We start from the raw sequence: 18,776 nt of genomic DNA, 5'->3' as shown, positions 1-18,776 counted from the left end.
TGGATGACCAGCCCCGCCTATGACCCCAACAATATTTTCGCAAAGATCCTGAAAGGCGAGATCCCGTCCTATCGTATCTACGAGGATGAACACACGGTCGCTTTCATGGATGTCATGCCACAGGCGCCCGGCCATACGCTGGTGCTACCGAAGTCCGCTTCGCGCAACCTTCTCGATGCCGATCCGACCGTCCTGCCGCATCTGATTACCACGGTCCAGAAAGTCGCCGTCGCGATTCAGGAGGCTTTCGAGGCGGATGGCGTCTACATCGCCCAATTCAACGAGCCGGCCGCCGGCCAGACCGTGTTTCACCTGCACTTCCACATCATCCCGCGCCATGAGGGTATCGCCCTGAAGCCGCATTCGGGCAAAATGGAAGATGGCGCCGTTTTGGCGGAGAATGCCAAGAAGATCATCGAGGCGCTGAGCTGATCAAAGCCGAGCAAGCATCGATCCCTCTAAATCTCTTTGTGAGATATAGCGCGTAAACATATGGAAACGGCTGCATTGTCTCCAATGCAGCCGTTTTCGCTTTCTCAGACGATCAATCGCCGATTACTTGCGCGGTACCTTCGGCACCGTGCTGCCCTTGCGCGGCGACTTGCCGTCCGGTTCACCATCGCTGGCAGAGGACGGCGTCTTCGGCGAGCGGCGGGTATCGGAAGCAGCATCCGCCTTGCCGACGCGGCTTCTGGTCTTGACGGTGTCGCCATCATCCTCTTCCACATCGACCACGGAGTCGACCACTTCGGCTTCCGGCTTCGGCCGGATCGGTGCGGTATCCGCGATGGAGTCGAGTAAGATGCCGGTCGTACCGTCTTCCTTCTTGCCGACGGTGACCTTGACGACGCCACCCTTCTTCAGCTTGCCGAAGAGGATTTCGTTCGCCAGCGGCTTCTTGATGTGTTCCTGGATGACGCGTGCCAACGGGCGGGCACCCATCTTGTCATCGTAACCCTTCTCGGACAGCCAGGCGATCGCGTCCTCGTGCAGATCGAAGGTCACGTTCCGTTCGGAAAGCTGAGCCTCAAGCTGCATGATGAACTTCTGCACGACCTTGTGAATGACCGTGGTCGGCAGCGCTGCGAACGGAATGGTCGCATCCAGACGGTTGCGGAATTCCGGGGTGAAGAGCCGGTTGAGAGCCTCTTCATCCTCGCCCGTCCGCTTGGACGAACCGAAGCCGATAGCGGACTTGGCCATTTCCGATGCGCCCGCATTGGTCGTCATGATCAGGATGACGTTGCGGAAGTCGATCTTCTTGCCGTTGTGGTCGGTCAGTGCGCCATGGTCCATGACCTGCAGCAGGATATTGAAAATATCCGGATGCGCCTTCTCGATTTCGTCGAGCAGAACGACGCTGTGCGGATGCTGGTCGACGCCGTCGGTCAGCAGGCCACCCTGGTCGAAGCCGACATAGCCGGGAGGTGCGCCAAGCAGACGGGAAACCGTGTGACGCTCCATATATTCCGACATGTCGAAGCGCAGCAACTCGACGCCAAGCGAGGAGGCAAGCTGCTTGGCGACTTCCGTCTTACCGACGCCGGTCGGGCCGGAGAAGACGTAGCAGCCAATAGGCTTGTTCGGTTCGCGCAGACCGGCACGAGCGAGCTTGATCGAGGTCGACAGAGCTTCGATCGCCGTATCCTGGCCGTAGACAACCGAACGCAGTTCCTGTTCGAGATTGGCAAGAACCATCTCGTCATCCTTGGACACCGTCTTCGGCGGGATGCGAGCCATCGTGGCGATCGTTACCTCGATCTCCCGCTCCGTGATCAGCTTGCGGCGCTTGGACGGCGGCAGCAGCATTTGCGCAGCACCGGTTTCGTCGATCACGTCGATCGCCTTATCCGGCAGCTTGCGGTCGGAGATGTAACGAGCCGACAATTCGACCGCCGACTTGATGGCGTCGTTCGAATAGCGCAGGTGATGATACTCTTCGAAATAGGGCTTCAGGCCCTTCATGATTTCGATGGCATCCTCGATGGTCGGCTCGTTGACGTCGATCTTCTGGAAGCGGCGGACAAGAGCCCGGTCCTTCTCGAAGAACTGACGGTATTCCTTGTAGGTGGTCGAACCGATGCAACGGATCGCACCCGAGGAAAGAGCCGGCTTCAACAGGTTAGACGCATCCATCGCACCGCCGGAGGTGGCACCGGCGCCGATGACGGTATGGATCTCATCGATGAACAGCACGGCGCCCGGATATTCTTCCAGCTCCTTGACGACCTGCTTCAGACGCTCTTCGAAATCGCCGCGATAGCGGGTACCGGCCAGCAGCGTGCCCATGTCGAGCGAGAAGATGGTCGCATCAGCCAAGGCTTCCGGCACCTTGCCTTCAACGATGCGCTTGGCGAGGCCTTCGGCGATCGCGGTCTTGCCGACGCCGGGGTCACCGACATAGAGCGGGTTGTTCTTCGAACGGCGGCACAGCACCTGGATGGTGCGGCTGACTTCGGAGTTGCGACCGATCAGCGGATCGATCTTGCCGTTCTTCGCCTTCTCGTTGAGATTGACGCAATAGGCCTTCAGCGCATCCTGCTGCTTCTTGTTGTTACCTTCCTCCTGCTCGCCGCGCGAGGTCGGCTTGCTTTCCGATTCGGTATCCTCGGCGCCGCGCGGCGTGCGGGTCTGGGAGGAACCCGGCCGCTTGCCGATGCCGTGAGAGATGTAGTTGACCGCATCGTAGCGGGTCATTTCCTGCTCCTGCAGGAAGAAGGCCGCATGGCTTTCCCGTTCCGCAAAGATTGCGACGAGAACGTTGGCGCCCGTCACTTCCTCGCGGCCCGAGGATTGGACATGGATGACGGCGCGCTGGATGACGCGCTGGAAGCCGGAAGTGGGCTTCGAGTCCTCGTCATAACCAGTGATCAAATTTGACAGTTCATTATCGACGTATTCAGTCAGCGTCTTACGGAGCGCGTCGAGATCAACATTGCACGCGCCCATGACAGCCGCGGCGTCGGCGTCGTCCACCAAAGCCAATAGCAGATGTTCCAGCGTGGCATATTCGTGATGCCGCTCGTTCGCGTAGGTCAGTGCCTGATGCAGCGCCTTCTCAAGACTAGGCGAAAATGTTGGCACGTTCAGATCCTCACTTCTTTTCCATAACACATTGCAGCGGATGCTGGTGTTGCCGGGCAAAATCCATCACCTGACTCACCTTCGTTTCAGCTACCTCATATGTATATATCCCGCATTCGCCGACGCCGTGGTTGTGGACATGAAGCATGATGCGGGTGGCACTCTCTCGATCCTTTTGGAAGAAACGCTCCAGGATGTGGATCACAAATTCCATGGGCGTGTAGTCGTCGTTTAGAAGCAGCACGCGGTATAGGTTGGGTTTCTTGGTTTTGGGCTTGGTGCGCGTGATCACCGAGGTCCCGCGATTTCCGTTGTCCCCGTTCCTTTCGCTGTCGTTTTGCATCCGGATCGGCTCAGCGATCATTTCATTCATTCCTCAAATCATCCGGCAGAAGCTATCGCATTCCGACTTGGCAAACTGGATTGGGTAACTGACTCCGTCGGGCCGGATATCCGAACCCCTAACTTAGTTCATATTGGTGCGATTTTAAGCCCCCTACCGGACACTGCAATCAGAATTCGTTGCCAAAGCGGGCCATGATCAAAAAAGTCGCGGCCACGATCGAGCCGAGATCGACAATAAAGAACGCAAAAGACCGGCCGCGGGTCGCGCAGCCGGTCTCTCGTGAATATCGCTGTTCTTAAGCGAAACGCTTATGCAGCAGGTGCAATCGAAGCGGCGGTCTTGCTGGCAGCCTTGGTGGCGGCGGCAACCGGAGCTTCGTAGGGCTTGTAGACGGTCTTGGCGAGATCGGCGTACATTTCGCCCAGCTTGGTCGCCTCGGCTACGAAGTTTTCATAGGAGGACTTTACGAAGCCGGTCTGCAGCTCGAAAGCAGCTTCGAAGCTCTTCACGCCGGCCAGCGTTTCGAAATGCGTAACGCCGTCCTGGAACGACTTCTTGGAATATTCGGCGGCTTCAGCAGCAATCGCCTGGAAACCCTTGGTCACATCGGAATAGCTCTTCAGAGCCGTGTCCATGGCTTCCTTGCCCTTCTTGTTCGCTTCATCGAAATTGAACATGCTTCTCCGTCCCTTTGTTGGTTTGGCCGACGGCCGGGTTACCTGGACGAAAACTAAATGCGGCGCACAAATAGTCAAGTAGTCTTGTGCAACGCAGTATCACCCCAGGATTGCATTCTTAATGACAGGCAAGCGACTGCCGGAGAGGGCCCCGGGCATGTTCCTGTTTTTGCTAATATATATCAACCGGTATGCAACTTCCGGCTTTGAGAAAAATATTCGATTTCGATGGAAAAATCCGAATTTCGGCACCAAATCGGCCAAACTCGATCGCAAATAACGCGTATCCGGCTTATTTCCTGGTAATCATCTAAAAAAAGAGCCGCATTTCAGTGGAATGCGGCTCTTGATATCATCTCTATGGAAATCGAGAGATCGACCAGGGGTCGAGCGTCGACCTGACAGCAGGAGCTGTCGATCAGAGATCGACGTCCAGGATCGCCATGGAAAAGTTGTAGGAACGGTCGCCGTCTTCGTCGTCGATATAGACAACGCCCAGGAACTCTTCGCCAAGATAGACTTCCGCGGAATCGTTCTTGCGCGGGCGGGCCTTGACCACGATCTGCGGGTTGAACGTGCGTTTGAAGTAGGCGTCGAGCTTCTTGATTTCGTCAGGCTTCACAATTCATCTCCGTCGGGATTCTCGGGTTGGCCGCTTCTTGCATAGGAAAAGCGGCGGTGTAAAGACCAGAAGCGCGCCTTCTGCTTGTGCCGCCGGAGCAAAATCCTGACAATCAGGTGGGATTTCCGTTAGATACCGGCACCCATGATTTGGTCGGCGACGATCTGCTCTGCAAGGAGCTGATCCATGGAGCGGGACGGTTCCGAACAGCCGGCTTCCCCGACCACCTTGGCCGGCACGCCGGCCACTGTCGTCTTCGGGGGAACTTCCTTCAGCACCACCGAGCCGGCGGCGATGCGCGAGCAATGGCCGATCTGGATATTGCCAAGAATCTTTGCGCCGGCACCGATGAGCACGCCATGGGCGATCTTCGGATGACGGTCGCTGCCTTCCTTGCCCGTACCGCCGAGCGTGACGCCGTGCAGGATCGAGACGTTGTCGCCGATGACGGCCGTTTCGCCGACCACCAGGCCGGTCGCGTGATCGAGGAAAATGCCCTTGCCGATGCGCGCGGCCGGGTTGATATCCGTCTGGAAAACGCTGGAGGAACGGCTCTGCAGATAGAGCGCAAAATCCCGGCGGCCGCGATTGTACAGCCAATGAGCCAGGCGATGCGTCTGCAGGGCGTGGAATCCCTTAAAATAGAGGACCGGTTCCATGAAGCGCAGGCAAGCCGGATCGCGGTCATAGACGGCCTGAATGTCGACGCGCAGGATCGAGCCCCATTCCGGCCAATCGGCCAGCATTTCCTCAAAAGTCTGGCGCAGCAGGATGCCCTGCATATCCGGATGGTCGAGACGTTCGCAGATGCGATAGATGACGCATTCTTCCAGCGACTTGTGATTGATGATCGTGGAATAGAGGAAGGCGGCCAGAAGCGGATCCCGTTCGGCGGCTGCACGCGCTTCTTCCCGCACGCTGCCCCAGATGGGATCGACGACCTTTACAGAGCCTACGCCTTCGACCTGGCGAATGTCCGTTGCTGCGACCATTGCGGTCTCCTGATTTCCTGTCGGTGAAACATTATATAGAGTAAAACTGCGACAACATAAATGGGGCGGGCGCGCATGAGTTTTGAGCATGATTTTGCTAGTGGTCTCCTGCGCGCTACCTGTAGCGACGCCATCGGTACACTCACCATCGACAATCCCGGCCGCAAGAACGCCATCACCGCGGCAATGTGGCGCGCCATACCGCAGGCCATTCGCCTTTTGACCGACAAGGCACAGGCGCATGTGATCATCATCCGCGGTGCTGGCCAGGATTTTTCGACCGGCGCCGATATCAGCGAATTTGACAGCCTGCGCAAGGATGCCGAAACCGCTGTCGCCTATGAGGCGTTGAACAGCGCCGCCTTTACAGCGATCCGCCATTGCCGTGTGCCGACGATCGCAGCAATCCGGGGCATTTGTTACGGCGGCGGTTTCGGCATTGCCGCCGCCTGCGACCTGCGTGTCGCCGCAGAGGGAGCTCGTTTCTCGGTGCCCGCCGTCCGCCTCGGCATCGCCTATCCAGCCGATGCGGTGCAAGACATCGTCAACGCGCTCGGGCCTCAGATGGCCAGGGTCACGCTTTTCACCGGCGCGCAGATGTCGACCGACAAGATGGTCGCGGCCGGCTTTCTGCTGGAAGAGATTACAACAGACGCATTCGACGACGAGGTTTCGGCCCTCGCCCGCGCTATTGCCGCCAATGCGCCGATCGCACTGCATGCCTCCAAGCTCGCGGTTCGTGCCGTGATCGAACAGGATAGCGACCTCCTGCGCGAGGCCGAGGTGATCGGCGCCGAGACCTTCGACAGCGCCGACTATGCCGAAGGCCGTGCAGCCTTTGCCGCGCGGCGCAAACCGCATTTCACCGGCAAGTGACTTGATCTATTGGTTGGCGAGGCGTTCGTAGAACTCCAGGACGGCCTGTTTGAACACCTTGTCGCCGACGGCGAGCATATGGTCCCTGTTCGGAATATCCAGCGCTTCAGCATGCGGCATCAGCGCCGCGAGCTGTTGCGGCGAACCGGCGATATCATCCTTGGTACCGACGCCGATCAAGGTCGGCGCCTGGATCTTTGCCACGTCTTCCTTGGCGACCAGATCGCGCGAGCCCCTGATGCAGGCGGCGAGCGCCTCACGGTCGCTCTTGTTCTGATCGGCGAAGGCGCGGAACATGCGGCCGCGCAGATGCGCGACATCGTCAACCGACGGCGCCAATAGCGCATCGGCGATCGGATCCCAATCACCGACACCATCGACCATGCCGATACCGAGCCCGCCGAAGACGAGCGAGCGGACACGATCGGGATGGGCCATCGCGAGGAACGCCGAGATGCGCGCACCCATGGAATATCCCATGACATGGGCTTGGGGGATGCCGAGATGATCGAGCAGCGCGATCGCATCCTCTGCCATGACCCAGGGACGATAGGCATCGGCATCATAGGCTTTGTCGCTCAAGCCGTGGCCTCTATTGTCGATGGCGACGACGCGATAACCCGCCTCGCCCAGCGACTTCAGCCAGCCCGGATTGACCCAATTGGCAATCGCGGTCGAGGCAAAACCATGAATCAACAGGACCGGCGCGCCATTCGGATCGCCTTCGTCGAAATAGGCCAGCTTGAGACCGTCATGGACGAAATAGGAAAAGGCAGGGCTATTCAAATTCATGGCAAGATCTTCGTGAACATCGTCTCTTTGTTGCGGACCTTATTTTATCAGCAATATCAGGTGAACCCCGCGCTTGCGAAAATCTGTGCGCCGAGCCGGACTTTCGCACTACACAATCGGCGAGAAGAATTATAAAGAAGGGCAATCAAGTCTGGCGCCATCTAAGGCAAGACGCATTCGGAGATCACCATGGCCGGCCACAACATTCCCCATTTCCAGAACGACGGCGGACACCGCGTTATCGAGATCGGCGTGAAGGAATTCATGTGCACCGGCGCCTCGGTCCCCTACGACCATCCGCATATCTTCATCGACATGGGCGATGAAAGCGAGAAGGTCTGCTCCTACTGCTCGACACTCTATCGCTACAATCCGTCGTTGAAGGCCGACGAGACCAATCCGGCAGGCTGCGTCTTCCATTTCAAGGCCGCCTGATCCTGAGAGCGGATCGGACATAGCTCAAATGCCGATCAAGACTGCCGCGATCATCGGTGCCGGAATAGCCGGCCTCACCGCGGCGCTAGCGCTTGCCAGGCATGGCATTCGCTCGGACATTTTCGAACGGGCCGAAGCGCTGACCGAAGTCGGCGCCGGCCTGCAAATCTCTCCCAACGCATCCCGCATTCTCGACACGCTCGGCGTGCTCGACACCCTTCGGCCTGTCTGGCTGGAACCGAAAGAGGTGCGGCTGGTCTCCGGTTCGTCCTTGCGGCTGCTCGCATCCGTGCCCTGCGGCAGTTTCGCCAGGGAGCGCTGGGGCGCCCCCTATGGCGCTGTTCATCGTGCGACGCTGCAAAAGGCGCTTCTCGCCGCGGTGACGGCCAACCCGTTGTGCACGCTGCATCTCGGCCACGATATCAATAGGACAGACGCGAACGGATTGAACGAGATCGGCGGCATGGACGTGGATCTGATCGTCGGCGCCGATGGCGTCTGGTCGAGGACGCGCGCATTGGTGCCTGGCGCCCCCTCGCCGCATTTCTCCGGCAATATTGCCTGGCGTTTCACCATCCCCGAGGTATCCGCCTCGAGCGTCCTGGACAGAACGAGCGTCACGGCGTTTCTTGGTTCTTCGGCACATCTCGTCAGCTATCCGATCAAGGAACATGCCGCCTTCAACATCGTTGCGATTATGTCCGGAAGCAGTGCGAGCCATGATTGGAGCGCCACCGGCACCAAGGCGCAACGCGAGCATCTTCTGCGGCACTTCTCAGGCTGGAACGATGCCATCACGACAATGCTCGAGCGCCAGGAACAAGCCACCTTCTGGCCGCTCTACGAAGCAAGCGTCGGTCGCTGGCACAATGGCAAGGATGTCGTATTAATTGGCGACGCAGCGCATGCGATGATGCCCTTTGCGGCGCAAGGGGCTGCCATGGCGATCGAGGATGCCTTCGAACTCGCCGGTATGGTGGCGTCTCATCCCCTCACCGAAGCACTCGATCTTTTCGAAAAGCATCGCACGCCGCGCATCGCGCGCCTGCGCCAACGCGCTGCCCTCAACCAATTCGCCTATCATGCCCGCGGACCCGTGCGGCTGGCCCGCAATTTCGTTCTTTCCATGCGTCCGCCGCAAAAGCTCGCGGCGGATCTGGATTGGGTCTACGGCTATCGCGCCATGGGCTGATCAGGCCTCTTTCGCGGCAGCAAGGCCTTTTTCGATATCGGCCTTGATATCGGCGACGTCCTCAAGACCGATCTGCAGGCGCAGCACTGGCCCTTCCGACGGCGCTTTGCTGATGCGTCGGTCGTTGAGATTGACGTGCAACGCGAGGCTTTCGAAACCGCCCCAGGAATAGCCCAGACCGAAAATCCGCAGCGCATCGAGGAAGGCGTGCGCCTTGGCCTTGAATTTCTCTGGACGGTCGGTGGCCAACACAAAGGAGAAAATGCCGCTCGATCCCTTGAAGTCGCGTTTCCAAAGTTCATGGCTCGGGAAACTCGGCAAGGCCGGATGCAGCACGCGTGCGACGTCGTCGCGGCTCTCCAGCCATTGCGCGATGGCGAGCGCGCTTTCCTGATGGCGCTCGAGGCGCACGCCCATGGTGCGCAGGCCCCGCAGCACCTGATAGGCATCATCCGGCGCGCCGCAGATGCCGAGCTGGATATTGGCTTCCTTCAACTGCTCCCAATGAGCGGCATTGGCGGATACCGTCCCCATCAGAATATCGGAGTGACCGGCCGGATATTTCGTCGACGCGTGAATGGAGATGTCGACGCCATGATCCAATGGTTTGAAATAGACAGGCGTCGCCCAGGTATTGTCCATGGTGACGACGCAGCCATGACGATGAGCGACGGTCGAAATCGCGGAAATATCCTGCATTTCAAAGGTATTGGAGCCCGGCGCTTCTGTGTGCACCAGCCTGGTGTTCGGCTTGATCAGCAGCTCGATGCCGGCGCCGACCAAAGGATCGTAATATTCGACCTCGACACCCAGACGCTTCAGCATGGTATCGCAGAAGATGCGCGTCGGCCCGTAGACTGAATCGACGATCAGTGCGTGGTCGCCTGACGACAGAAAGGCAAGGAACGGCACGGTGATCGCTGCAAGGCCGGACGGCACCAGGATTGTTCCGGCCGATCCTTCCAGTGCGTCGATAGCCTCGCAAAGCGCATCGGTCGTCGGTGTGCCGCGCGTGCCATAGGTATATTTCTGGTCACGCAGCTCCATGGTTCGCGCATTCGGGAACAGCACCGTCGAGGCATGCACGACCGGCGGATTGACGAAGCCGTGGAAATCGGAGGGCGAATTACCGATGTGGGACAAACGCGTGTTGATGCCGGCGTTCTGCAGCAATGTGTCTTTGTCTTTCATGTCTGGGTATGCCTTTGGCGCTGTGGAGACTTCGATTAGTGGCTGCCAAGCGCGGCGGGGTCAACCCCCGAACGATCCAGAAAATTCTAATATTTATGCACAAGCTAAAATACGGGAATGACGGAATAATCCGTCATTTTCGCGCAGTTTTTTGGCAAAATGCTGCTCAAATAGAAGCCAAACGCCCGATTTCGAACCTAAACCAGCGAAAACGCCGAATTATTCCTCAATAAGTTGGGCTGTGTCTTGACCGCAAATGCATTTACGACTGTGATAGGATCACTCGCACCGGGAGAGTGAGGAACACGGTTCTCCGAGAGCCTGCTTCGGGAGCGATAAGCTTTAACTATAAAACAATAGACAAAGGTTGGGAAAGATGAAAAAGATTGCTCTGTCCGTATTCCTCGGAGCGGCAGCTTTGGCATACACCGCTTCTGGCGCGTCGGCTTCGACGTTGAGCGATGTGAAGGCCAAGGGCTTTGTTCAATGCGGCGTAAATAGTGCCCTTCTTGGCTTTTCACAGCCCGACGCCTCCGGGAACTATGCCGGCTTCGACGTTGACCTGTGCAAGGCTGTCGCTGCTGCTGTCTTCGGCGACGTAACCAAGGTGAAGTACACCCCTCTCAGCGCGAAAGACCGCTTCACTGCGCTGCAGTCCGGTGAAATTGACCTGCTTTCGCGCAACACCACCTGGACGATCAACCGCGATACCGCGCTCGGCCTCAACTTCCGCCCGGTCACCTATTATGACGGCCAGGGCTTCATGGTTCGTAAGGAGCTGAACGTAAAGTCGGCTCTGGAACTCTCCGGCGCCGCCGTTTGCGTTCAATCCGGTACGACGACCGAGCTCAACCTCGCCGACTACTTCAAGACCAACAACCTTCAGTACAATCCGGTGGTCTTCGACAAGCTCGAAGAAGTCAACGCCGCTTACGACTCCGGCCGTTGCGACGTTTATACTACCGACCAGTCCGGCCTCTATGCGCTGCGCCTGACGCTGAAGAACCCTGACGACAACGTCGTTCTGCCGGAAATCATCTCCAAGGAGCCGCTCGGACCGGCCGTTCGCCAGGGCGACGACCAGTGGTTCGATATCGTGAGCTGGACGGCTTATGCTCTGATCAATGCCGAAGAATTCGGCATTACGCAGAAGAACGTCGACGAGATGAAGAATTCGGCCAACCCGGACATCAAGCGCTTCCTCGGCGCCGAGCAGGGCTCGACCATCGGCACGGACCTCGGCCTGACCAACGATTGGGCGTATAATATCATCAAGGGCGTCGGCAATTACGGCGAAGTCTTCGACCGCAACATCGGCGCCGGCAGCCCGCTGAAGATCCAGCGTGGCCTGAACGCTCTGTGGAACAAGGGTGGCATTCAGTACGCACCCCCGGTCCGCTAAGCCGCGACCGCATGACATTGGGAAAGGCGGTTTTCCGCCTTTCCTCCCTTAAGAAAACAAGCCCGAAACGGGCACAGAGGGGAAAAAGTCTGCATGGCAATTACAATAAATTCGCCCGAGGGCGAACGATCGTCCGGATCAGCGATCAATAATCCCAAAGTCCGAGGCTTGGTTTACCAAGTCTTTACCATCGCAATTCTGCTGGCGCTCATCGGCTTCGTTATCCACAACACCGCCGAGAATCTGCGTGCGTCAAACCAGCCTTTTGGATTTTCGTTTCTGGGCGGACGCGCCGGCTTCAATCTCGGCCAAGCGCTGATTCCATTTTCGAGCGATTCCACAAACATCAACGCGCTCGTCGTCGGCCTGCTCAATACCATTCTCATCGCAATATCCGGCATCATCGCAGCGACGATCATCGGCTTCATCGTCGGTATCGGCCGGCTTTCACATAACTGGCTGATCGCTAAGCTCTGCCAGGCCTATGTCGAGTTGTTCCGAAATATCCCGCCGCTGCTCGTTATCTTCTTCTGGTATAGCGGCGTGCTGGTGCTGCTGCCGCAGGCTCGTGAGGCCCTGCACCTGCCGTTCTCCAGCTATCTGAGCAATCGCGGCCTTGCCTTTCCAAGCCCGATTTTCGGTGCCGGGATGTGGGCTGTCGGCATCGCCGTCGTGGTCGCCATCATCGCCATATTCTTCGTGGCCCGTTGGGCGCACAAGCGCCAGGCGGCGACCGGCAAGCAATTTCACACGATTTGGGTGGCCGTGGCGATATTCATCGGTTTACCGCTCCTGACCTTCTTCGCAGCTGGCATGCCGCTTTCCTTTGACTATCCTGTCGCAGGCAAGTTCAATCTGACAGGCGGCTCTGTCATTGGACCGGAATTCATCTCGCTATTCCTGGCGCTTTCCTTCTATACGGCTTCCTATATCGCCGAAATCGTTCGCGGCGGCATTCGCGCCGTTGCCAAGGGGCAGTCGGAAGCTGCCGGCGCGCTCGGGCTTCGCTCCGGCGCCATCACGCGGCTCATCGTCATTCCACAGGCAATGCGCATCATCATTCCGCCGTTGACGAGCCAGTATCTCAATCTAACGAAGAACTCCTCGCTCGCGATCGCCATCGGCTATGCCGATCTGGTCGCCGTCGGCGGCGTTATTCTCAATCAGTCTGGTCGAGCCATCGAAGTCTTCGTCATCTGGATGCTTGTCTATCTTACGCTCAGCATCGCGACGTCGCTGTTCATGAACTGGTTCAACGCCAAGATGGCTTTGGTGGAGAGATAAGATGTCCAACGGAAGCCAAAGCTTTGTGAGCAAAACCATCCTCCCCCAATTGCCGCCGCCCTCAAGCGAAAAAGGCGTCATTCACTGGGTCAGGAAAAATCTACTGGCGACGCCGCAGGATGTCGTTCTAACCATCCTTGCCATAGCCTTTCTCGCCTGGGCCATTCCGCATGTCGTCAACTGGCTGTTCGTCCAGGCGGTGTGGAACGGTACCGATCGCACATTCTGCGCCACGACCGTGCAAGGCGGGACGCAACCTGACGGCTGGAGCGGCGCTTGCTGGGCCTTCGTCCGGGCGAAGTTCACCATCTTCATGGTCGGCCTTTACACGCCGGATGAGCGCTGGCGTCCGGCACTGGTCGCCATTCTCACCATCATCCTGTTTGCGCCGATGATGATACCGTCGGTGCCTAAAAAGGGGTTGAATGCCATTTTGGCGTTTATCGTCCTCCCTATCGTCTCGTTTTTCCTGCTTTACGGCGGCTTCGGCCTCCCGGTCGTGGAAACGCAGAAGTGGGGCGGCCTGATGGTAACGCTGGTCCTTTCCTTCGTCGCAATCATCGTATCATTTCCTTTGGGCATCCTGCTTGCGCTCGGACGACGCTCGAAAATGCCCGTCATCCGCATGCTGTGCGTCCTCTTCATCGAGGTCATCCGCGGCATTCCGCTGATTACGGTACTGTTCATGGCCAGCGTCATGCTGCCGCTCTTCCTGCCGCAGGGCTGGACGGTGGACAAGCTGCTGCGCGCCGTCGTCGGCGTTTCGATCTTCACCTCGGCCTACATGGCCGAAGTCATCCGCGGCGGTCTGCAGGCGGTTCCGAAGGGGCAGTTCGAAGGTGCCGATTCGCTCGGCCTCGGCTACTGGCAAAAGATGCGCCTGATTGTTCTGCCGCAGGCGATCAAGCTCGTCATACCCGGCATCGTCAACACCTTCATCGGCATGTTCAAGGACACGTCGCTGGTGTCGATCATCAGCATGTTCGACCTGCTCGGCATCGTTCGACAAAACTTTTCCGACGCAAATTGGGCAAGCGCCGTGACACCGCTTACGGGTCTGGTCTTCGCGGGCTTCATATTCTGGCTGTTCTGCTTCGGCATGTCGCGCTATTCAGGCTTCATGGAACGCCATCTCGACACTGGCCACAAACGATAAAAACTGAGGGAAAAAATATGGCTGACGCCCAACCCAAAAAACTGACCATTTCCGACACGGAAGTTGCAGTCGAAATGATCAACATGAACAAGTGGTACGGCGATTTCCACGTGCTGCGCGACATCAACCTTAAGGTCATGCGCGGCGAGCGAATCGTTATTGCCGGGCCTTCCGGCTCGGGCAAATCGACGATGATCCGCTGTATCAACCGCCTTGAAGAGCATCAGAAGGGCCAGATCATCGTCGATGGCACGGAACTGACGAACGACCTGAAGAAGATCGACGAAGTCCGCCGCGAAGTCGGCATGGTGTTCCAGCACTTCAACCTCTTCCCCCATCTGACGATCCTGGAAAACTGCACGCTGGCGCCGATCTGGGTGCGCAAGATGCCGAAGAAGCAGGCGGAGGAAATTGCGATGCACTTCCTCACCCGCGTCAAGATTCCGGAGCAGGCGAAGAAATATCCTGGCCAGCTTTCCGGCGGTCAACAGCAGCGTGTGGCGATCGCCCGTTCGCTCTGCATGAACCCGAAGATCATGCTGTTCGATGAGCCGACCTCGGCACTCGACCCGGAAATGATCAAGGAAGTGCTGGATACGATGGTGGGTCTCGCCGAAGAAGGCATGACCATGCTCTGCGTCACCCACGAAATGGGCTTCGCCCGCCAGGTCGCCAACCGCGTGATCTTCATGGACCAGGGCCAGATCGTCGAGCAAAACTCGCCGAAGGAATTCTTCGAACATCCGCAGCACGAACGCACCAAGCTGTTCTTGAGCCAGATCTTGCACTGAACGGACGACACGACAATCAAAACCCGTCGGCTGCGACCCAGCCGGCGGGTTTTTCTATATGCATTCGGATTTGCGACGGCTACTGCAGTTAACCATATTGACACTTGGTGCAAACCAGAACATTGTGTGAACAAATCAGGGCGAGCACAATGGCATCCGGCGAAAAATTTATTATCCTTCCCTATAAGAAGAACCGTGGAAATCTGGTCCCAGGAGAGATGCGGCAGGCGTCGAGCGCCGCCAGCGCCGAAAAGATCGCCTCTTCCATGTCCGCGCGTTTCGTCGGCGTCGCCGCCTATGCGGTCATGGTCGACGAAGAGACCGGCGACATGACCTCCCCTCGCCTCCTAGCCCGGCACGGGGAGATCGCCGACCTCAACGTCGCCTGACCGATTGTCGCCGCTCAAAGGCGTCCCTTTCTGAGGCGCCGTAACGTAAAGGCCGGCGGCAAGAACATAGTCGTAGCGCCCCGCCCTAAACTCGATATATTGCCGACCGCTGCTTGGGGATGCAGTTTATAGGCATCGGGGGGACGAGACGGCACGTGAAGAAAAGCGACAGGATAATCGCTGCGCTGGCGCTTCTCAGCGCAGCAATCATCGTTGTAAGAGTGATCGGTGCAGTGGCCGGTTATGACCTCATCGACATGGCAGTGAATGCAACCAGACCGGCAGATGCTGGCGGTTGGCCAATGGAGACGCATTGAGTCTGGCTCTGTTGTGGCGTTGTGTGCTGCAACAGACTGACAAATAATGGATGCAACAGGGCAGTCCACAAGTCTATCGCTCACCAAGTCAAGAGAGGACGGACAGAGCCATAGGAACCCGGTTGCGACCCGCTTGGAGCTAACTGATTATCTCGTTGGACTCTCTCTGACCATCGCCGACGGTCAGCCGCTTTGTCTTTGGCGGTGGCGGGATCTGTCGATTTTCTTGCGGTTGCGGAACCAGATTGTCCGCCGACCGTCGAGCAGGAAGCCACGAAAACAGCGGGAAAAATAATCAGAATGCCGAAGGCGACTGCTCTCGCGAGCCTGTAGTAGATCGGCTGCATAGACACCCCTAATGCTCTCTTTGACCACCTGTCATAAAGAGAGATGTTATTCGATTTTGCAACGAGTGGAAACTAGAGGCTATTGGGATTCCCGTGCGATGGACAGTAACCGGTACTCCAGCCCCACCTTTTCCTCGCCGCCCTATCGTTCGCCGCGTGTCACAAGCTATATCGCAGCCTCGGGCTGAATGCGGACAAACTCAGTGAAACGAGAACATCCTAACCCCTCACTCCGATCCAGCGAGGAGGAGCAGGAAAATAATCATTCAAAATCAATTAGTTAAAAAGGAGATGGCGACCCCTGCAGGATTCGAACCTGCGACCACCTGCTTAGAAGGCAGGTGCTCTATCCAGCTGAGCTAAGGGGCCTGAAAACCAAGCCGCCGCGAACCGTTCGCGGCTGACAACACATGCCTGAAACTTCCGTCAAACTCAATGGCCATCGAATTCAACGAATGCTGGATCAATGGGTCCAGGGCTGAATGCGATTGAAACGGAAGTTATCGGTATAGGAGACAACCTGGCGGTTGGCGTCCTTAGGGGCAAGGACGCGGTATTCGATGCCGTTGCGCTGTGCATAGGCTTCGGCCTGTTCCTGCGTCTCGAAAGTCAGCTTGAGCTGCTGGCGCGTATCGGCCGAGGAGGTATAGCCCATGATCGGATCGATCCTGCGCGGAATTTCCTGGTCGAATTCCAGAACCCACAAATGGGTCTTGGCCTTGCCGGATTGCATGGCGGTTTTTGCGGGACGGTAAATCTTGGCAGGCATCGCTGCAGCGCCTCCGGATAAGCGGGACAGTCCCGCCTTTTTGCTTCTCTCGTCTTCGCCCAGCCTATAATGGCAGAGCATTGTGGGATTTGCTTAGCCGCGAATCCCTTTGTTTTCAAGCAAAAAGGCTGCCAGGCGGCATTCTGATTCATAGATATTAGGGGGATTTAAATGGTCGGAGTGGAGAGATTCGAACTCCCGACCCTCTGGTCCCAAACCAGATGCGCTACCAGACTGCGCTACACTCCGTACCTGTCGCGTAATCCCTTCAGGAGATCGCGTTGTTCCGCTCAGCGGAACGAGTGGGGAGATACACGGTTCATCTCCGTGCTGCAACAGCTAAAATGGCGTTGAAGCGCTGATCCCCGGGGAAAATCTATTTGCCGAGCTTGGCGGAAATCGTGGCGCTGGTCGCCTTGTCGCCGACGGCAAGGCCGAGTTTTCTGGCGGTACCGCCGTTTAGCTCAATAACGTAAAGCACCGGCCCGCCGGAATTGATGATCGCTTCCGAATAGGGTGAGGCGTTTTCCTGAATGTGCGTTACGACGCCGCTCTTGTCCAGGAAGAGCATATCGAGCGGCAATACGGTATTCTTCATCCACATCATGACGGGGCGCGGCGCACCGAAATCGAAAAGCATGCCGTGATCAGCCGGCATGCTCTTGCGATACATCAGGCCGTACTCGAGCTGCGGCTCGGTCAAAGCCAATTCCACGGTGAATTTGTGTGTCACGCCCTTTGCCGTTTTGATCGACAGAGGTTCCGAATCGAACGTTACCGCTTTCTCGCTGGCCGCTTGCGCCGCGAAGGCTGGAACGGATGCCCCGACAAGAAAAAGCGCCACGACGGCGCTCTTCAAAACAGCAGAAAACGTAGCTCTGATCATGTCAATGCGGCCGCGTCACCGGGCTTGGCGCATCCGGATGGATTTCCGCCGCCATCAGTCCCTTCTCACCCGGCCCGAAGCGGACGAGAACCACCTGCCCCGGCCGCAACTCCGCCAGACCGAAACGACGCAGCGTTTCCATATGCACGAAGATGTCTTCCGTGCCCTCACCGCGCGTCAGGAAACCGAAGCCCTTGGTGCGGTTGAACCACTTGACCAAGGCGCGCTCTAGGCCGCTTGTCGCCGTGACCTGCACATGGGTGCGCACCGGCGGCATCTGCGACGGATGCACGGCGGTCGACTGATCCATGGAGAGGATCTTGAAAGCCTGATACCCACGTTCGCGACGCTGGATCAGCGCAACGATGCGCGTTCCCTCGAGAATGGTCTGATAACCGTCGCGGCGCAGGCACGTCACATGCAACAAAACGTCCTGCATGCCGTTATCCGGAACGATGAAGCCAAAACCCTTGGCGACGTCGAACCATTTGACGACGCCGGAGATTTCGATGAGCTCGACGGCCTCGCCCGACATCTCTCCGAAGTCGACGATTCCCTTCGATGAAATTCTGTCACCCATCTTAGCCAGCCCTCGATTACGCGTCACACTGTTACAGTTAACTGATTCCTTGAAATCAAGATTAACATCTTGGTAACGGAAAAGCGCAAGTCCTAGTTTTCGTTTATTCCCATCCGTAGATTAGCGCGCCGAGTCTTGCCTGAAGCTGGTGTCTCGTTTCATGATCGTCTCAGCACAAACATTAGAGAGGAAACAGTATGCGTTATCTCCACACCATGGTCCGCGTTACCGATCTCGACGCTTCACTGCACTTTTATAGCACTCTCTTCGGCCTCACCGAAACCCGTCGCTATGAAAACGAGAAAGGCCGTTTCACACTCGTTTTCCTTGCTGCCAGCGAAGATGCAGAGGCTTCCCGAAGCAGCGGTGCCCCCAGTCTGGAGCTCACCTACAACTGGGACCCTGAGGAGTATACCGGAGGACGCAACTTCGGTCACCTCGCCTATGAGGTCGATGACATCTACGCAATCTGCCAGAAGCTTATGGACAATGGCATTACAATCAACCGGCCGCCCCGCGATGGTCACATGGCTTTCGTGCGTTCTCCGGACGGCATTTCCATCGAGATCCTGCAGAAGGGCGCCAACCTGGCTTCCGCCGAGCCCTGGGCTTCGATGCCCAATACTGGCGCTTGGTAAAGCGCTAGCT

General features: G+C 57.6%; 21 protein-coding genes and 2 tRNA genes. 11 read left to right on the top strand and 12 right to left on the bottom strand.

Annotation, left to right across the window (positions count from 1 at the left end; genetic code table 11):
- The first annotated feature begins 3 nt into the window (after positions 1–3).
- Complete coding sequence (locus C9E91_RS08945; protein WP_107107926.1) at positions 4–432, top strand: HIT family protein; 429 nt, start codon at positions 4–6, stop codon at positions 430–432.
- Positions 433–555: 123 nt separating this feature from the next.
- Here the strand turns inward: C9E91_RS08945 and clpA are convergent, their stop codons facing one another.
- The 5 genes from clpA to cysE form a co-directional block, all read right to left on the bottom strand.
- Positions 556–3,084: an ATP-dependent Clp protease ATP-binding subunit ClpA gene (gene clpA, locus C9E91_RS08940; RefSeq protein WP_107107925.1), complete on the bottom strand. Its 2,529-nt coding sequence runs from the start codon at positions 3,082–3,084 to the stop codon at positions 556–558.
- A gap of 10 nt (positions 3,085–3,094) precedes the next feature.
- Positions 3,095–3,448 (bottom strand): ATP-dependent Clp protease adapter ClpS, encoded by a 354-nt coding sequence (gene clpS, locus C9E91_RS08935; RefSeq protein ID WP_028755011.1) that lies wholly within the window; start codon positions 3,446–3,448, stop codon positions 3,095–3,097.
- Between the two features lie 290 nt (positions 3,449–3,738).
- Entirely contained in the window at positions 3,739–4,107 is a 369-nt protein-coding gene (locus tag C9E91_RS08930; protein WP_107107924.1) for a phasin family protein, read from the bottom strand.
- Between the two features lie 418 nt (positions 4,108–4,525).
- Positions 4,526–4,729 carry a DUF3126 family protein gene (locus tag C9E91_RS08925; protein ID WP_107107923.1) on the bottom strand — a complete coding sequence of 68 codons (204 nt, stop codon included), beginning with the start codon at positions 4,727–4,729 and terminating at the stop codon, positions 4,526–4,528.
- 128 nt (positions 4,730–4,857) lie between these two features.
- Entirely contained in the window at positions 4,858–5,721 is an 864-nt protein-coding gene (gene cysE, locus C9E91_RS08920) for a serine O-acetyltransferase (RefSeq protein ID WP_107107922.1), read from the bottom strand.
- A 75-nt stretch (positions 5,722–5,796) separates the two neighbouring features.
- On the opposite strand from cysE, the gene C9E91_RS08915 reads away from it, so the two are divergent.
- Complete coding sequence (locus tag C9E91_RS08915) at positions 5,797–6,597, top strand: enoyl-CoA hydratase-related protein (RefSeq protein WP_107108137.1); 801 nt, start codon at positions 5,797–5,799, stop codon at positions 6,595–6,597.
- Positions 6,598–6,603: 6 nt separating this feature from the next.
- On the opposite strand, the gene C9E91_RS08910 is transcribed toward C9E91_RS08915, so the two are convergent.
- Entirely contained in the window at positions 6,604–7,389 is a 786-nt protein-coding gene (locus C9E91_RS08910) for an alpha/beta fold hydrolase (RefSeq protein WP_107107921.1), read from the bottom strand.
- Positions 7,390–7,578: 189 nt separating this feature from the next.
- Between C9E91_RS08910 and C9E91_RS08905 the strand changes: the two genes are divergently transcribed.
- Both C9E91_RS08905 and C9E91_RS08900 read left to right on the top strand, forming a co-directional pair.
- Positions 7,579–7,824, top strand: a complete 246-nt coding sequence (locus C9E91_RS08905) for a zinc-finger domain-containing protein (protein ID WP_028755005.1) — start codon at positions 7,579–7,581, stop codon at positions 7,822–7,824.
- A 28-nt stretch (positions 7,825–7,852) separates the two neighbouring features.
- Positions 7,853–9,016 carry an FAD-dependent monooxygenase gene (locus tag C9E91_RS08900; protein ID WP_107107920.1) on the top strand — a complete coding sequence of 388 codons (1,164 nt, stop codon included), beginning with the start codon at positions 7,853–7,855 and terminating at the stop codon, positions 9,014–9,016.
- Here C9E91_RS08900 and C9E91_RS08895 read toward each other — a convergent pair whose 3' ends face one another.
- Complete coding sequence (locus tag C9E91_RS08895) at positions 9,017–10,207, bottom strand: cystathionine beta-lyase (RefSeq protein ID WP_107107919.1); 1,191 nt, start codon at positions 10,205–10,207, stop codon at positions 9,017–9,019.
- A 376-nt stretch (positions 10,208–10,583) separates the two neighbouring features.
- On the opposite strand from C9E91_RS08895, the gene C9E91_RS08890 reads away from it, so the two are divergent.
- From C9E91_RS08890 to C9E91_RS19780, 6 genes are all read left to right on the top strand, one after another.
- Complete coding sequence (locus C9E91_RS08890; RefSeq protein WP_107107918.1) at positions 10,584–11,609, top strand: amino acid ABC transporter substrate-binding protein; 1,026 nt, start codon at positions 10,584–10,586, stop codon at positions 11,607–11,609.
- A 93-nt stretch (positions 11,610–11,702) separates the two neighbouring features.
- Positions 11,703–12,893 (top strand): amino acid ABC transporter permease, encoded by a 1,191-nt coding sequence (locus C9E91_RS08885; protein ID WP_107107917.1) that lies wholly within the window; start codon positions 11,703–11,705, stop codon positions 12,891–12,893.
- Between the two features lies 1 nt (position 12,894).
- Positions 12,895–14,049, top strand: coding sequence for an amino acid ABC transporter permease (locus tag C9E91_RS08880; RefSeq protein WP_107107916.1), 1,155 nt, complete (start codon positions 12,895–12,897; stop codon positions 14,047–14,049).
- Between the two features lie 17 nt (positions 14,050–14,066).
- Positions 14,067–14,840 carry an amino acid ABC transporter ATP-binding protein gene (locus C9E91_RS08875; RefSeq protein ID WP_028754999.1) on the top strand — a complete coding sequence of 258 codons (774 nt, stop codon included), beginning with the start codon at positions 14,067–14,069 and terminating at the stop codon, positions 14,838–14,840.
- Between the two features lie 149 nt (positions 14,841–14,989).
- The gene (locus tag C9E91_RS08870) at positions 14,990–15,229 is read left to right on the top strand and encodes a hypothetical protein (RefSeq protein WP_107107915.1); all 240 of its coding nucleotides are present in this window, start codon (positions 14,990–14,992) and stop codon (positions 15,227–15,229) included.
- A gap of 155 nt (positions 15,230–15,384) precedes the next feature.
- Positions 15,385–15,546 carry a hypothetical protein gene (locus tag C9E91_RS19780; protein ID WP_181316043.1) on the top strand — a complete coding sequence of 54 codons (162 nt, stop codon included), beginning with the start codon at positions 15,385–15,387 and terminating at the stop codon, positions 15,544–15,546.
- A 639-nt stretch (positions 15,547–16,185) separates the two neighbouring features.
- Here C9E91_RS19780 and C9E91_RS08860 read toward each other — a convergent pair.
- The 5 genes from C9E91_RS08860 to C9E91_RS08840 all read right to left on the bottom strand — a co-directional run bounded on the left by C9E91_RS08860 (position 16,186) and on the right by C9E91_RS08840 (position 18,128).
- A tRNA-Arg gene (locus C9E91_RS08860) sits at positions 16,186–16,262 on the bottom strand.
- A gap of 94 nt (positions 16,263–16,356) precedes the next feature.
- The gene (locus C9E91_RS08855; RefSeq protein WP_107107913.1) at positions 16,357–16,662 is read right to left on the bottom strand and encodes an ETC complex I subunit; all 306 of its coding nucleotides are present in this window, start codon (positions 16,660–16,662) and stop codon (positions 16,357–16,359) included.
- Between the two features lie 172 nt (positions 16,663–16,834).
- Positions 16,835–16,911: transfer RNA gene (locus C9E91_RS08850), tRNA-Pro, on the bottom strand.
- A gap of 127 nt (positions 16,912–17,038) precedes the next feature.
- Entirely contained in the window at positions 17,039–17,548 is a 510-nt protein-coding gene (locus C9E91_RS08845; RefSeq protein WP_107107912.1) for a DUF192 domain-containing protein, read from the bottom strand.
- Between the two features lies 1 nt (position 17,549).
- The gene (locus tag C9E91_RS08840; RefSeq protein WP_028753855.1) at positions 17,550–18,128 is read right to left on the bottom strand and encodes a cold-shock protein; all 579 of its coding nucleotides are present in this window, start codon (positions 18,126–18,128) and stop codon (positions 17,550–17,552) included.
- A 197-nt stretch (positions 18,129–18,325) separates the two neighbouring features.
- Here C9E91_RS08840 and C9E91_RS08835 point away from each other — a divergent pair, with 197 nt between their 5' ends.
- Positions 18,326–18,766 carry a VOC family protein gene (locus C9E91_RS08835; protein WP_107107911.1) on the top strand — a complete coding sequence of 147 codons (441 nt, stop codon included), beginning with the start codon at positions 18,326–18,328 and terminating at the stop codon, positions 18,764–18,766.
- Positions 18,767–18,776 lie beyond the last annotated feature (10 nt).

The sequence above is a fragment of the Rhizobium sp. SEMIA4064 genome, assembly GCF_003025035.1.
GTDB lineage: Bacteria > Pseudomonadota > Alphaproteobacteria > Rhizobiales > Rhizobiaceae > Rhizobium > Rhizobium paranaense.
This window is presented reverse-complemented; position numbering and strand designations above follow the sequence as displayed.

Excerpts from the sequence above, each read along its gene's own strand:
- C9E91_RS08905 (WP_028755005.1), top strand. The coding sequence starts at position 7,579 with ATGGCCGGCCACAACATTCCCCATTTCCAGAACGACGGCGGACACCGC.
- C9E91_RS08900 (WP_107107920.1), top strand. The coding sequence starts at position 7,853 with ATGCCGATCAAGACTGCCGCGATCATCGGTGCCGGAATAGCCGGCCTC.
- C9E91_RS08840 (WP_028753855.1), bottom strand. The coding sequence starts at position 18,128 with ATGGGTGACAGAATTTCATCGAAGGGAATCGTCGACTTCGGAGAGATG.
- C9E91_RS08895 (WP_107107919.1), bottom strand. The coding sequence starts at position 10,207 with ATGAAAGACAAAGACACATTGCTGCAGAACGCCGGCATCAACACGCGT.
- C9E91_RS08870 (WP_107107915.1), top strand. The coding sequence starts at position 14,990 with ATGGCATCCGGCGAAAAATTTATTATCCTTCCCTATAAGAAGAACCGT.
- C9E91_RS08845 (WP_107107912.1), bottom strand. The coding sequence starts at position 17,548 with ATGATCAGAGCTACGTTTTCTGCTGTTTTGAAGAGCGCCGTCGTGGCG.
- clpS (WP_028755011.1), bottom strand. The coding sequence starts at position 3,448 with ATGATCGCTGAGCCGATCCGGATGCAAAACGACAGCGAAAGGAACGGG.
- C9E91_RS08880 (WP_107107916.1), top strand. The coding sequence starts at position 12,895 with ATGTCCAACGGAAGCCAAAGCTTTGTGAGCAAAACCATCCTCCCCCAA.
- C9E91_RS08910 (WP_107107921.1), bottom strand. The coding sequence starts at position 7,389 with ATGAATTTGAATAGCCCTGCCTTTTCCTATTTCGTCCATGACGGTCTC.
- C9E91_RS08835 (WP_107107911.1), top strand. The coding sequence starts at position 18,326 with ATGCGTTATCTCCACACCATGGTCCGCGTTACCGATCTCGACGCTTCA.
- C9E91_RS08890 (WP_107107918.1), top strand. The coding sequence starts at position 10,584 with ATGAAAAAGATTGCTCTGTCCGTATTCCTCGGAGCGGCAGCTTTGGCA.
- C9E91_RS08885 (WP_107107917.1), top strand. The coding sequence starts at position 11,703 with ATGGCAATTACAATAAATTCGCCCGAGGGCGAACGATCGTCCGGATCA.
- C9E91_RS08875 (WP_028754999.1), top strand. The coding sequence starts at position 14,067 with ATGGCTGACGCCCAACCCAAAAAACTGACCATTTCCGACACGGAAGTT.
- C9E91_RS08855 (WP_107107913.1), bottom strand. The coding sequence starts at position 16,662 with ATGCCTGCCAAGATTTACCGTCCCGCAAAAACCGCCATGCAATCCGGC.
- C9E91_RS08915 (WP_107108137.1), top strand. The coding sequence starts at position 5,797 with ATGAGTTTTGAGCATGATTTTGCTAGTGGTCTCCTGCGCGCTACCTGT.
- C9E91_RS08930 (WP_107107924.1), bottom strand. The coding sequence starts at position 4,107 with ATGTTCAATTTCGATGAAGCGAACAAGAAGGGCAAGGAAGCCATGGAC.
- C9E91_RS08945 (WP_107107926.1), top strand. The coding sequence starts at position 4 with ATGACCAGCCCCGCCTATGACCCCAACAATATTTTCGCAAAGATCCTG.
- cysE (WP_107107922.1), bottom strand. The coding sequence starts at position 5,721 with ATGGTCGCAGCAACGGACATTCGCCAGGTCGAAGGCGTAGGCTCTGTA.